The sequence below is a fragment of the Stenotrophomonas sp. CASM106 genome (assembly GCF_049384825.1).
GTDB classification, from domain to species: Bacteria; Pseudomonadota; Gammaproteobacteria; order Xanthomonadales; family Xanthomonadaceae; genus Stenotrophomonas; species Stenotrophomonas muris.
Genome location: NZ_JBMRFS010000005.1, coordinates 290,167 through 303,569 on the forward strand (window position 1 = coordinate 290,167; position 13,403 = coordinate 303,569).

A 13,403-nucleotide genomic window follows, 5' to 3' on the forward strand; every position below is an offset into this window, starting at 1 on the left:
GGGAATCTTTAGCGCGGAGGCGCCGCCAGTTCGCGCGCATCCAGGAAACCATCACCGTTGGCATCCTGCTTGTGGAAGCGCTGCACGATCACCTGCCGCTGCTGCTCGCGGCTGATCGCCCTGCCCTTGCCACCGGGCAGCTCCTCGGCCGTCAGCACACCATCACCGTTGCGGTCCATGCGGTCGAAGGCATACAGCATCCACTGCACGTACTCGGCCTCGCTGACCCTGCCGTCGCCATCGCTGTCCATCCGCTGCAGATAGCTGGCGGTGTCGGTGACCTGGGCCAGCGCCGCGCCCGGCAGCAGCGCCACCAGCAGAAGCCCGTACCCTGCCCTCACGCGCCCACCAGGCTGTAGCCCTTCAAGCGTGCGGCGTAGGCCTGCAACGCCGCGATACCGCTTTCCTCGGCCTCGCGGCACCACGCCTGCAACTGGTGCAGGCGCTCGGCGGCGTCGTGGCCTCGGGCTTCCAGCAACGCCGCCAGCCGCGCGCGGTACTCGACCAGGGTGCGGATGCGCGGGCGCTGTGCCACCCATGCGCTGAGCTGGGCACGGCTGTCCGGCTTCAGCCAGCGACCATCGTTGACCAGTCCACGGCGCAGCCGGCGCGGCAGCAGGCGGCGCAGCTTGGCTCCGGCCTGGGCGGCTTCCTCGCGCAGGGCCGGCATGAACACATTGCGCTGGTAGTCGGTCATCGCCTGGAAGCGGTGCGACAGCAGCGCCTTAAGGGTCTCGGCATCGGGCACGGCGATGTTCGGGCGTACGTCCATGGCCGGTGCCACCCGCAGCACCTTGGCCAGGCGCAGCGCCTGCAGCAGGCGGATCGCACTCCAGCCGATGTCGAATTCCCAGCGCCGCATCGCGAAGCGCGCCGAGCTGGGGAAGGCATGATGATTGTTGTGCAGCTCCTCGCCACCGATCCAGAACCCCCACGGCGTGAGATTGGTGGAGGTATCGGCAGACTCGTAGTTGCGGTAGCCCCACCAGTGGCCCAGGCCGTTGACCACGCCGGCCGCCCAGAACGGGATCCATGCCATCTGGATCGCCCACAGGGCCACGCCGGGCAGGCCGAACAGCACGCTGTTGATCACCAGCAGCAGCACCGGGCCCAGCGTGGCGTGCGGGGTATACAGGTGGCGCTCGATCGCATCGTCCGGGGTACCGCGCCCGTACTGTTCGATGTCCGCGCGCATGCCGCGTGCCTCCCGGTACAGCTCCACGCCGTGCCAGAACACCCTGCCGATGCCGCGGGTGACCGGGCTGTGCGGGTCGTCCTCGGTCTCCACCTTGGCGTGGTGCTTGCGATGGATGGCCACCCACTCGCGGGTGATCATCGAGGTGGTCAGCCACAGCCAGAAACGGAACACGTGAGCCAGCGCCGGGTGGAAATCGACCCCGCGATGGGCCTGGCTGCGGTGCAGGTACAGGGTCACCGAGAAGATGGTGATCTGGGTGAAGACCAGGAGCACTGCCAGCATGGCCCACCACCCCAGGCCGAGCACACCACCGGTCAACAGGGACATCAGGGCATCAGGCATGACGGCTCTCCGGATCGACGCGGGGATGGCAGACATGATGGCCGCTTGCGTTGCAAACTGCATCCCTGCGGCGATGTATCGCATCGCCATCCGTGGCACCGTTCACAGTTGGGGACCTGAGTTGTCGAGCCTTGATCCACGCGCCAGCGCCATGACCGCCGCCCCGCCCGTCGCGGAGCTGCCCCCCTTGATCGAACTGGACCGCGCCACCGTGGTGCGCGGCCAGGTGAAGGTGCTGCACGGGCTCAGCCTGCGCATCGCGCAGGGCCAGCACACCGCCCTGCTCGGCCCCAACGGCTGCGGCAAATCCACCTTCATCAAGCTGATCACCCGCGAACTGTATCCACTGGCGCAGGGCGACGGCACGGTGGCGGTGAAGGTGCTGGGCCAGAACCGCTGGCAGGTGGACCGGCTGCGCTCGCAGCTGGGCATCGTCACCGGCGACCTCAGCAGCAACTTGGCCGACATGCCCGGCCTGACCGTGGAACAGGCGGTGCTGTCCGGCTTCTTCGCCAGCTACGTGGTGCCGGCCTTCCGCGAAGTGACCGCCGACATGCGTGCACGCGTCGGTGAAACGCTGGCGATGACCGGCGCCCTGACGCTGCGCGAGCGCGCCTATGCCGAGCTGTCGGCCGGCGAGACCCGCCGCGTGCTGATCGCCCGCGCGCTGGTCAATCGACCGCAGGCACTGCTGCTGGACGAACCCTCCACCGGGCTGGACCTGGTCGCCCGCGAGCAGCTGGTGGCGACCATGCGGGTGCTGGCGCAGCAGGGCATCACCCTGGTGCTGGTGACCCACCACATCGAAGAGATCATTCCGGAGATCGAGCGCGTGGTGCTGCTGCGCGATGGTCGCGTACTGGCCGACGGCACCCGCGCCGAGCTGCTGCGCAACGAACCGCTGTCGTCGGTGTTCGGCGGCGCGATCACCGTATGCGAGCAGGAAGGCCGGCTGACCGCGTACGCGGGGTGATCGACATGCCACTGCAGAGCCGAGCCGATGCTCGGCTGCTCCTGATCACGGCAAACAGCAGCCGGGCATCGGCTCGGCTCTACAGGATGCAATGCAGCGGGCCGGATATCCCGGCCCGCCACCGCCGTGCTCAGAACCGCAACGCCAGCGCGCGCGACTCGATCGGTGCCATCCGGCTCTGGTCCTGCAGCTGCAGGTCGCGCAGTTCGTACGGCGCACCGAAACCGGCCGGCAATGCGGCCTGGTCGAACGGCAGCACCAGCTGGCCTGCACCGGGGCCATCGAACCACGCCGCCGCATGTGCCTGCGCGACCGGCTTCAACTGGCCATCGCGGGCCGTGGCGTACAGCGTGCCGCGTGCTTCGTAGCGGCCAGCGGCGGCCACCTGCAGCGGCAGTGCCACCTGGCGGCTGGACGGGTCCGGTGCCGCCTGGCCACTGAAGCGCGCGGTCGGCCGTGCCACCGCGAAAGCCACCTTGCCGTCGCGCAGCACGCCATCGGCCTGGGCGAACACCTGCAGTTCCCACAGCCCCTGCACGCTGCCGAGATCGGCGGGGATGCGCACCTGCGCGCGCAGGCTGCCGTCGGTGGTGCGCAGCAGGCGCTGCGGCCAGCTGCGGCCATCCGGTGCGACCAGCAGGGCTTCACCGCCCAGGCCGCCACGGCGCGATGCCAGCTGCGCGGTGGTGGCGCCGTCTTCCAGCAGGCGTGCCTGCAGCTGCACGTTGCCACCAGCCAGCACCTGCGCCTGGTTGGCCTGCACTTCCAGCCGCAGCGGGCTGTTCGGCTCAAGCACCTGCACCACATAGCGGCCCTGCGCCTGCGTGCTCTGCAGCGTGTACGCACCGGCCGAACTGGTCGCGCCGGTGCGCAGCATGCTGCTGCCATCACTCACCGGCATGCCGGCATCCTGCAGCGCGCGCGCATCGACACTGCGGGCCACGCTGCTGCGGCCGGCCGGGTCGCGCACCTGCAGGGTGTTGGCAGGCAGCGCGCGGGCACCTGCGGCCGGGCTCAGCTGGATCACCGCATCGGGCGCCGTCAGCGGCAGGTCCAGGCCGCGTTGCAGCTGCGTGCCATCGACCTGCTGCCAGTAGCTGCGGCTGACCGAGGCATACGGCGTGGCCGCCTGCAGCGGTTGTGCCGGGTCCAGCGCCCAGGCAAAGGACAGCGGCGCGTGCTCGCTTTCATCGGCGGGCAGCGGCGCGGCCACCAGTGCGGCAGGCACCTGATCGCCCGCGCGGGCGGCCTGCAGCGGCTGCGCGGCCTGCGCTGCGGAAAGGGACAGCACGGCCAGCAAAGCACTGGCCAGCAGGGTGGAATGGTTCGTCATGGTCATCTCCCTCACTGGTTCAGGTCGTTGCGCAGCAGGGTGCCGAGGCCGAAGCACTCGCGCCGGCTCTGGTTGTGGCTGAGTGGTTCGGCGCCCTGGGTGCGTGCCTTGTCGGTGAACCAGGTGGTGCCGGCAGCCTTCTGGCTGCTGCACTCCAGGAAGCCATCGGAGCAGGACGACAGCCAGTTCTGGGTGAACTCCAGGCCGACATTGGCGGCGTAGCCACCGCAGTAACTGTTGCTGTCCCACACCGCCGATTCCACATCGCTGCCGACCACCGCACGGAACGGTTTGGGCAGCGCCGGGCGACCGGCCGTGCCGTACAGGTTCTGCGCGTTGTAGGTGGCCATGCTTGCCACCTGCTGCTGGCGTACCGCGTCGTTCTTGTAGCCCAGCAGCCAGCCCAGCGACGTTTCGAAGGTATTGCCGTTGAGCACTGCATCGGCCAGCGGTGTACCGGCCGAGGACGGAGCCAGCGCATTGACCTTGCGCACCGTGCGGATGATCTTCGGATAGCGGCTGTCGTAGGTCGGGTTGGACAGGATCCAGCGCATCACATTGCCGCCGTTGGAGTGGGTGATCACCACCAGCTGGGTGATGCCACGGCTGTCGATGAAGCCGGTCAGCTGGTTGGCCAGGCAACCGGCCGCTTCCGGTTTCCACATGTACTGGGTGAAGTCACAGTTGATGACGACGTAGTTGCTGCTGTTCGGCAGGCCCTGGCGCACGGTGTCGATGATCGCCGGCTGCCAGTAGTCCTGGGTGGCATTGGTCTGCGCGCCGGTGCCATGCACGAAGGCCACGCCGACCACGTCGGCGGCCTGCGCCGGGGCGGTTGCCAGCCCGAGGAGCAGGGCCAGGACGGTACTTCCTGTTGCGGTGCTGCGCATCGCTTCTCTCCCTCTGTCAGTGGATCCCCCCGACCCGGCTGGAACTGGACGGCCTCTCGACCACCGTTGTGTCGATGCTCGCGGCGCAGGCGCGTGAAAGTCCGTGCGCTGCGCCCGGATTCAGGAGACTGACGACACTCGATGACGTTTTTCATACTGTCCCGATGACCATGCCGGGTCTGGCCGTATGACCGATGGCCACTGCGGTGTCGCATACGGGCTGCGATCATGACGCGATGTTTTTCCTCTGGAGCCGTCCATGTCGCTGATTTCCCACACCGCCCGCCCACTGCTCGGTCTCACCGTTGTCGCGGTCCTGGCTGGCTGCGCAGCCACCGCCAGCAAGCCGACCGCCGTCGAAGCCAACATCACCACCAAGGCGGTGGGCTATCTGGACACGAGCGCGGTTCCGGCCAGCCTGGACCTGGTGCCGGCACCACCGGCGGCCGGTTCGGCCGCCCTCGCCCTGGACGAACAGGTCAGCCGTGAAGCCCGCGCGCTGCGTGGCAGCCCGCGCTTCGCCCAGGCCGGCGTCGATGCGGAACTCGGCTTCCCCGAAGGCGCCAACCACTTCTCCTGCGCCGCCGACATCGACGTCGATGCAGTGAAGACCCCGGCGCTGTACCGACTGCTGGAGCGCAGCCGGATCGACGCCAGCGCCGCCACCAAGGCGGCCAAGAACCACTACCAGCGCCCGCGCCCGTTCATGGTCAACGGTGAGCCGACCTGCTCGCCGAAGGACGAGGACGGCCTGCGCAAGAACGGTTCCTATCCGTCCGGCCACACCTCGATCGGCTGGGCCTGGGCCCTGATCCTGTCGGAGATCGCGCCGGACCGCGCCGATGCCATCCAGGCCCGCGGCCGCAACTACGGCGAGAGCCGCCTGGTGTGCAACGTGCACTGGCAGAGCGACATCCTCGAAGGCCGCTTCATGGGCGCGGCCGCCGTGGCCCGCCTGCATGACAACGCTGCCTTCAACAAGGACCTGCTGGCCGCACGCAAGGAGATCGAGGCGGCGCGCAAGGCCGGTCGGCACTCCAGCCGCGACTGCGCCACCGAGAATGCGGTGTTGAAGATCCGCCCGCAGAGCGCGCTGTAAGTGATGGTCCGGGGTCAGAGCCCTTCCCTGCGGAAAGGGATCTGACCCCGGCGCGGAATGCCGACCCCATCGGGGTCGGATCCCTTTCCGCAGGGAAGGGCTCTGACCCCGCACAGCAGAAGGGCCGGCATTGCGCCGGCCCTTCTGCATTGCATCAACGCAACCACCGCATCAGAACTTCGCGGTGAACTCCACGCCCCAGGTACGCGGCTCGTTGAGGAAGCCGGTCAGGTTGTTGAAGTCGATCGCGCCGACCACGCGGGTCTGGTTGGTCAGGTTGCGACCGAACACCGCCACGTCGTACTGGCCGTAATCCCAGTTGTAGCCCAGGCGCAGGCCGCCTTCCAGCGAACTGCGGCCGCGGAATTCCGGCGACTCGTAGATGAAGAAGTTCACCGCACTGCGGTAGGCCCAGTCGGTGTAGGCGTACAGCTCGCTGCCATCGCTGAGCGGGAAGCCCACGCGCAGGGTCGCGTTGTGGATCCACTTCGGCGCCTGCGGCAGCGGGTTGCCGTTCACCAGCGCATAGGTCTGGCCGTTGATCACCGTGGTCGGGTCGGTGATGGTGCAGCCACCGCCGCAGATCGCCACCGCCAGGTTCTTGTCCTTGATCTCGGTGTCATTGTAGCTGCTGCCGAAGGTCAGCAGGACGTTGTCGGCCAGGTAGGCCTCCAGGTCCAGCTCGACGCCCTGGCCGATGGTCTTGTCGGCGTTGAGCAGGGTGGCGGTGTTGTTGCTGCCGCCCACCGCGATCAGCTGCTGGCCATCGACGTTGTAGCGGAACACGCTCAGGCCCAGGCGCGCGCGGCGCTCGAACAGGTCGGCCTTGATGCCGGCCTCGTACGAGATCACCTTCTCCGAATCGGCCTGCGACAGGCCTGGCGCGAAGGCCAGGCGGCCCTGGATCGACGGCGCGCGGAAGCCCTTGGCCACGCGGGCATAGGCGTTGATGTCGTCGGTCAGCTTGTAGACGCCGCTGAGGTCCCAGCTGACGTCGTTGACGTCGGTGTTGGCCAGGTACGGGCCACTGACCGGGGTGCCGAACGGAACGGCCTGCAGCACGCTGGCGCTGAAGTCCTTCTTGTCCTGGGTGTAGCGCACGCCGGCACGCAGCTTGAAGCGGTCGGTGACATCGAAGTCACCCGAGGCGAACACCGCCCAGGCCTTGTTGCGCTGGTTCTGCACCACGTGGCCGGTCTGCGGATTGCCCGGGGCCAGCGAGTCGTAGTTGAAGTTGTTGATGGTCACGTCTTCATCGAAGTAGAAGACGCCGGCCTGCCAGTCGAAGCGGCCCCACTCGTTGGACTCGATGCGGACTTCCTGCGTCCACTGGCGGTGATGCGGCAGGCCGTCAGCCGACTCCGACGAGAACGGAATCAGGCCGGGGCCGTAGTTGCCGGCGCCAAGGAACGCCGCGCCGTAGCCACCGTCGATGTCACCCCGGTTGAGCGATTCGGCGGTTTCGTAGCCGGTGATCGAGTGCAGCGTCACCGAGCCGAGGTTCCACTGCAGGCGCGCGCTGCCACCCCAGGTCTTCAGGTCGGAGAAGTTGACGCCGTCGTTGGCCACCTTGTCGCGGTCGAAGTTCTCGACCAGCGAGTTGCCACCCTTCTCGATGATGTTGGCGCGGAACAGGCGGGCGGTGCCATTGAGCTTGCGCTTGTGCAGGTTGAACAGCGCTTCGAAGTCATCGCCTTCGTACAGGAACTGCACGCGGCCGGCGGCTTCGTCATAGCCTTCGAAGCCACTGTTGGGAGCGCCGACGCGGGTGTTGTCGACCCAGTCATCGCGGCGCTGGTAGATCGCCGAGACGCGTGCCGACCAGCGATCGGTCAGCGGGCCGCCGTAGGCGCCCTGTACGTTCCAGCTGTTGTAGCTGCCGTAGCCGACGCGGATGTAGCCATCGGCATCCTGCGACGGACGCGCCGAATCGAACTTGACCACGCCGGCCGGGGTGTTGCGGCCGAACAGCGTGCCCTGCGGACCACGCAGCACTTCCACGTTGGCCAGGTCGAACAGCGGGAAGCCCTTCAGCAGCGGGCTTTCCTGCACCACGTCGTCGTACACCAGCGAAACCGGCTGCGACGCATTGAGGTCGAAGTCGGTGTTGCCCAGGCCGCGGATGTAGAAGCGCGGGAAGGCACGACCGTAGGACGACTCGATGTTGAGGCTGGGCACGCGTGCGGCCAGGAAACGGATGTCATCGCCGGCCGAACCGAGCACATCCAGCTTCTCGCCCTGGATCGCGGAGAGCGCGACCGGCACGTCCTTGGCGTTCTCGACACGGCGCTGCGCGGTCACCTGCAGGGCGTCGAGGGCAACCGGATCCTTGGCAGCGGGGGTTTCCTGGGCGGCTGCTACCAGCGGCAGCAGGGCGGAAAGAGCGGCAACGAGGGGGCGCGCGACCGGAAATCGGCCACGGGAAGTGCGGGTCGGGGACATGGCGGTAGGCTGTGTTTGGAGGGGTGGTAAAACGGCGCTACCAGATAATTGTTGCAATACAGCACCTACGCCGCAAATGCCCGCCGTTCATGGCCCCGTCGCCGGCACCCCCGGGCGCTCGCTAGACTCGGGGTTTCCACGCGACGGACCCGCCGCCATGACCCAGTGGTACTTCCATGCCTCCGCCCAGGCCGAGCGCATCGGCCCGCTTGATGACGGGGCCGCACGCCGCTACGCGCAGGCCAATCCACGCGCCCTGGCATGGTGCCAGGGCATGAGTGGGTGGACGCCGATCGCCGAGGTGGCCGAGCTGCAGGCTCCAGCCCCGGGCATGCCCAACACACCGCCGCCGGTCCCGGTCCCCGCCGGCGCCGGCGGCCGCGCCGACGACATCGAGTTCCGCATCGTCGGCCATGAAATGCAGTTCGTGGAGATCGAGCTCGACCCCGGCGAGAGCGCCATCGCCGAGGCCGGCGCCTTGATGTTCAAGGACGCCACGGTGCAGATGGACACGGTGTTTGGCGCTGCCAACGGTGACCAGGGCGGCTTCATGGGCAAGGTGATGGCCGCCGGCCGCCGTGTGCTGACCGGCGAGAGCCTGTTCGCCACCGTCTACACCCAGAGCGGGCATGGCAAGGGCGAGGTCGCCTTCGCCGCGCCCTACCCCGGCACGGTGCTGGCGATGAAACTGGACCAGCACGGCGGCCGCCTGATCTGCCAGAAGGACAGCTTCCTGGCCGGCGCGCGCGGCGTGCAGATCGGCGTGCAGTTCCAGCGCAGGATCATGACCGGCCTGTTCGGCGGCGAGGGCTTCATCATGCAGAAGCTGGAAGGCGACGGCTGGGTGTTCATCCACGCCGGCGGCTGCGTGATCGAGCGCGAGCTGGCCGCCGGCGAGCGCCTGGACGTGGATACCGGCTGCGTGGTGGCCTATCACTCCAGCGTGGACATGGACGTGCGCCGGGTGGCCGGCATCAAGAGCATGCTGTTCGGCGGCGAAGGCGTGTTCCTGGCCACGCTGACCGGCCCCGGCAAGGTCTGGCTGCAGTCGCTGCCGTTCTCGCGCCTGGCCGGCCGCATGTGGATGGCCGCACCGCAGGGCGGCGGCCAGAGCCGCGGCGAAGGCTCGGTGCTGGGCGGCCTGGGCCGGATGCTGGATGGTGACAACCGGTTCTGACCCACTCATTTGCTAGGTGCCAACCTTGGTTGGCACATTCCTTCAGCGCGCGACCAGGCATTTGTGCGGACCAAGGTCCGCACCCACCAGAAGCGATTCACGTTTTTTTGCTGAATAGGGAGTTCCCCCCACCCTGCCCGCCCCGCCACGGCTTCGGTATGCTGGCGCCCTTTCCTGAATCCAGCGCCGCGAGCGCACTGCCGATGAGCCTGTTCCGCCCCCGCATGCTGCTGTCCGTCGCCCTGATCGGCCTGCTGGCCGGCTGCGGTGGCGACCCGGTCCGCCCCACGCCGCCGCCGGCGCCGACCGTGGTGCCGCAGGCCAAGCCGATCAGGATCGGCATCGCCCTCGGTGGCGGCGCGGCCAAGGGCTTCGCGCACATCGGCGTGATCAAGATGCTGGAAGCCAACGGCTTCGAGCCGGCCGTGGTCTCCGGCACCAGCGCCGGCAGCGTGGTCGGTGCGCTGTATGCCAGCGGCATGGACGCCTTCCAGATGCAGAGCAAGGCAGTCGCGCTGGACGAAGCCAGCATCCGCGACGTACGCCTGTTCTCCGGTGGCCTGGTGCAGGGCCAGAAGCTGCAGGACTACGTCAACGAGCAGGTCGCCAACCGTCCCGCCGAGCGCCTGAAGAAACCGTTCGCCGCCGTTGCCACCCAGCTGGAAACGGGCGAGCGCGCGATCTTCGTGCGCGGCAACGTCGGCCAGGCGGTGCGCGCGTCGAGCAGCATCCCCGGTGTGTTCGAGCCGGTGAAGATCGGCGGCCGCAATTACATCGACGGCGGCGTGGTCAGCCCGGTGCCGGTGGATGCCGCGCGCCAGCTCGGCGCCGACTTCGTGATCGCCGTGGACATCTCCAGCAAGGCCAGCGGCAAGGCACCGACGGACATGCTGGGCATCGTCAACCAGTCCATCTCGATCATGGGCCAGCGCCTGGGCGAGCAGGAGCTGGCGCGCGCCGACATCGTCATCCGTCCGAAGGTACTGGACATCGGCGCCGCCGATTTCAGCCAGCGCGGCACCGCGATCCTGGAAGGCGAGAAGGCCGCAATGGCGGCCATGCCGCAGATCCGCGCGAAGATCCAGCAGTTGCAGCGCGCGCGCGCCGCCGCAGCGGCACCCGCGCCGGTGGCCGCACCAAAGTGCGAGGAAGCCTCGCGCCTGGGCAAGCTGATGGGCCGCAAGGACAAGTGCTGATCCATTGATGCCAGGCCACCGGGCACGCCTGGTGGCTGCTCAGGGCTCCAGCTGCGACAACGGCAACGCCTGGAAACCCTTCACCGTTCGCAGCACGAAGCTGGAATTGGCATCGGCCACGCCGCCGGCGTTGAGCAGCCGGTCCAGCAGGAAGTGCGAGAAGTGCTCCAGGTCGCGCACGTAGACGTGCAGCAGGTAGTCCATGTCGCCGGTCAGCGCATGGCAGGCCACCACCTCGTCCCACGCTTGCACGCTGTCCACGAAGTGGCCGATGGCGGCCTGGTCATGCTTTTCCAGCTGCACGCGCACGAAGGCCTGCAGGCCCAGGCGCAGCTGGCGTGGTTCCAGCCGCGCGCCATAGCCGACGATCACGCCCTCGCTTTCCAGCCGCTGCAGGCGGCGCAGGCAGGCCGAGGGCGAGAGGTTCACCCGTGTCGCCAGCTCGGCGTTGGTGGCGCGCCCATCCCGCTGGATTTCAGCCAGTAGACGTATATCCGTGCGATCGAACTGGACTTCTCCGGCCATTGTTGCCCCGCAACATGGTGAGTACGCAAGGATATTGCGCCAACAAGGCCAATCGACGCAACTTTTGCAACCCTGTTGCGCGCGCCCTGCCCTAGCATCGTGGGTATCCCGTCAAGGAGTGCCCCATGGACCTCGCCCAGCCCCGCCGCGTCGAACACCAGCAGACCGACAAGGGCTACGTGCCGGTGTATACCACCGCGCTCGTCGAGCAGCCGTGGGACACCTACAGCGCCGATGACCACGCCACCTGGAGCACGCTGTACCAGCGCCAGCGCGAACTGCTGGTCGGCCGCGCCTGCCAGGAGTTCCTGGACGCGCAGGACGAGATGGGCATGAGCGCACACATGATTCCGCGCTTCGACCAGCTCAACGAAGTACTGGGCGCCGCCACCGGCTGGGCCCTGGTCGGCGTTGAAGGCCTGCTGCCGGAACTGGATTTCTTCGACCACCTGGCCAACCGCCGTTTCCCGGTGACCTGGTGGATCCGTCGCCCGGACCAGATCGACTACATCGCCGAACCGGACCTGTTCCACGACCTGTTTGGCCACGTGCCGCTGCTGATGAACCCGGTGTTCGCCGACTACATGGAGGCGTACGGCCGTGGCGGCGTCAAGGCCCACGCGATCGGCCCGGATGCACTGCAGAACCTGACCCGCCTGTACTGGTACACGGTGGAATTCGGCCTGATCGATACGCCCGACGGCCTGCGCATCTACGGCGCCGGCATCGTGTCGTCGAAGGGCGAGTCGCTGTACTCGCTGGAGTCGCCCGCGCCCAACCGCATCGGTTTCGACCTGCAGCGGATCATGCGCACCAAGTACCGCATCGACACCTTCCAGAAGACCTACTTCGTCATCGACAGCTTCGAACAGCTGATGCAGGCGACGTCGCCGGATTTCACCCCGATCTACGCGGCACTGGCCGACCAGGCGCATCTGCCGGCCGGCGAGGTGCAGGGCGATGACCGCGTGTTCCAGAAGGGCACGGGTGAAGGCTGGGCCGACGGCGGCGACGTGTAAGCGCGTAACGCACACCGCTTCGCAGTGGAAACGGCGCACCCTGGTGCGCCGTTTTCGTTGTTGCCTGCACCGTTCTGTCGCGACGGCGCAGGCGAGGGCAGGACACTCAGCCGTCCACGGCCCGGCAGGAACCGCGCACCATCAGTTGCGGATGCACGCTGGCCGCAGCCGGCGCCTCCGGTACGTCGGTCTGCACCAGCATCGCGGCAGCCATGCGGCCGATGTCGGAGACGTGGCGGCGTACCGACGTCAGCGGCGGCCACAGCCGCGACGCCAGCGGGCTGTCGTCGTAGCTGACGATCGACAACTGCTGCGGCACCGCGATGCCCGCACGCAATGCCACCTGGTAGACGCCCGCGGCGATTTCGTCGTTGCCGGTGAAGATCGCACTGGGGCGTTGTCCGCCCATCAGCAGGCGTTCGGCGGCATGCACGCCGGACTCGAAGGTGTCGCCCGCTTCCAGCACGCGCTCGCCCGGCAGGGTCACGCCGACCTGGGCCAGCCGATCAAGGAAGCCGTGGGTCCGCTCGCGGGCAGCGCGCCGGTCACCGGGACCGGCAATCACCGCGATGTCGCGGTGGCCGAGCGAGAGCAGGTAGCCCGCAGCCGCCGCCGCACCATCGCGATCGTGGGTGACCACCGCCTGCACGTCTTCTTCCGACGCATGCGCGTTGATGCGGATGTAGCGGCAGTCGATCGCGTCGAGCATCTGCGCCAGCGCCATCGATTCGGAGGCGCGCGGGCCGAGGATCACGCCATGCAGTTTCTGCTGCTGCACGAAACGGCGCACGCCGTCCGCACAGTCCGGATCCTGGCTGTTGCACGGGTGCACCACCAGCTCATAGCCGGTGCCGCGCAGCGCTTCCAGCGCGCCGTGCTGCAGGTCGACAATGCATTGGGCGCCGGGGTCGTCATACACCAGGCCGATCAGGAAGGAGCGGCGGAACGCGAGTCCGCGCGCCAGCGGGTCGGGCACGTAACCGACCTCGCGCATCAACGCCTCGACCTTGTCGCGGGTGTCTTTGCGCACCAGCGGCGAGTTGTTGATGATTCTTGAAACCGTTTTCTTGGAAACTCCCGACAGTCGTGCGATGTCGTTGATCGTGGCAGCCTTGCCTTTCGATGCCGGCAACGCGGCATCGCTCATATTTCGCACTGACATGTATAGAACCAGGTAAGTCGGAGAATTCTAGCCTTGCACCCGTCGGA

The 13,403-nt window shown here is 67.9% G+C and carries 12 protein-coding genes; 5 read left to right on the plus strand and 7 right to left on the minus strand.

From position 1 onward, the window contains the following. Window positions 1–8: 8 nt before the first annotated feature. The gene (locus VG556_RS14505; RefSeq protein WP_100450848.1) at window positions 9–341 is read right to left on the minus strand and encodes an EF-hand domain-containing protein; all 333 of its coding nucleotides are present in this window, start codon (window positions 339–341) and stop codon (window positions 9–11) included. Next, on the minus strand, window positions 338–1,540 hold the full coding sequence (locus VG556_RS14510; RefSeq protein WP_014645436.1) for a DesA family fatty acid desaturase: 1,203 nt from the start codon (window positions 1,538–1,540) through the stop codon (window positions 338–340). The genes VG556_RS14505 and VG556_RS14510 overlap by 4 nt, the downstream gene beginning before the upstream one ends. 151 nt (window positions 1,541–1,691) lie before the next feature. Between VG556_RS14510 and VG556_RS14515 the strand changes: the two genes are divergently transcribed. Beyond that, complete coding sequence (locus VG556_RS14515; RefSeq protein ID WP_100450847.1) at window positions 1,692–2,513, plus strand: ABC transporter ATP-binding protein; 822 nt, start codon at window positions 1,692–1,694, stop codon at window positions 2,511–2,513. 130 nt (window positions 2,514–2,643) lie between these two features. On the opposite strand, the gene VG556_RS14520 is transcribed toward VG556_RS14515, so the two are convergent. Both VG556_RS14520 and VG556_RS14525 read right to left on the minus strand, forming a co-directional pair. Further along, window positions 2,644–3,846 carry a DUF4785 domain-containing protein gene (locus VG556_RS14520; protein ID WP_046427650.1) on the minus strand — a complete coding sequence of 401 codons (1,203 nt, stop codon included), beginning with the start codon at window positions 3,844–3,846 and terminating at the stop codon, window positions 2,644–2,646. A gap of 11 nt (window positions 3,847–3,857) precedes the next feature. Next, complete coding sequence (locus VG556_RS14525) at window positions 3,858–4,736, minus strand: hypothetical protein (protein ID WP_032962353.1); 879 nt, start codon at window positions 4,734–4,736, stop codon at window positions 3,858–3,860. 259 nt (window positions 4,737–4,995) lie between these two features. Between VG556_RS14525 and VG556_RS14530 the strand changes: the two genes are divergently transcribed. Continuing rightward, window positions 4,996–5,835, plus strand: a complete 840-nt coding sequence (locus tag VG556_RS14530) for an acid phosphatase (protein ID WP_100450846.1) — start codon at window positions 4,996–4,998, stop codon at window positions 5,833–5,835. 171 nt (window positions 5,836–6,006) lie between these two features. On the opposite strand, the gene VG556_RS14535 is transcribed toward VG556_RS14530, so the two are convergent. Then, the gene (locus VG556_RS14535; RefSeq protein WP_049408885.1) at window positions 6,007–8,277 is read right to left on the minus strand and encodes a TonB-dependent receptor; all 2,271 of its coding nucleotides are present in this window, start codon (window positions 8,275–8,277) and stop codon (window positions 6,007–6,009) included. A 157-nt stretch (window positions 8,278–8,434) separates the two neighbouring features. Here VG556_RS14535 and VG556_RS14540 point away from each other — a divergent pair, with 157 nt between their 5' ends. After that, window positions 8,435–9,454, plus strand: a complete 1,020-nt coding sequence (locus VG556_RS14540) for a TIGR00266 family protein (RefSeq protein ID WP_423180021.1) — start codon at window positions 8,435–8,437, stop codon at window positions 9,452–9,454. A 203-nt stretch (window positions 9,455–9,657) separates the two neighbouring features. Then, window positions 9,658–10,650 (plus strand): patatin-like phospholipase family protein, encoded by a 993-nt coding sequence (locus VG556_RS14545; protein ID WP_032958418.1) that lies wholly within the window; start codon window positions 9,658–9,660, stop codon window positions 10,648–10,650. Between the two features lie 39 nt (window positions 10,651–10,689). Here the strand turns inward: VG556_RS14545 and VG556_RS14550 are convergent, their stop codons facing one another. After that, the gene (locus VG556_RS14550) at window positions 10,690–11,175 is read right to left on the minus strand and encodes an Lrp/AsnC family transcriptional regulator (RefSeq protein ID WP_014645428.1); all 486 of its coding nucleotides are present in this window, start codon (window positions 11,173–11,175) and stop codon (window positions 10,690–10,692) included. Window positions 11,176–11,300: 125 nt separating this feature from the next. Between VG556_RS14550 and phhA the strand changes: the two genes are divergently transcribed. Next, window positions 11,301–12,194, plus strand: coding sequence for a phenylalanine 4-monooxygenase (phhA, locus tag VG556_RS14555; RefSeq protein ID WP_100450845.1), 894 nt, complete (start codon window positions 11,301–11,303; stop codon window positions 12,192–12,194). A 106-nt stretch (window positions 12,195–12,300) separates the two neighbouring features. Here phhA and VG556_RS14560 read toward each other — a convergent pair whose 3' ends face one another. After that, window positions 12,301–13,356: a LacI family DNA-binding transcriptional regulator gene (locus tag VG556_RS14560; protein WP_100450844.1), complete on the minus strand. Its 1,056-nt coding sequence runs from the start codon at window positions 13,354–13,356 to the stop codon at window positions 12,301–12,303. Between the last annotated feature and the right edge of the window lie 47 nt (window positions 13,357–13,403).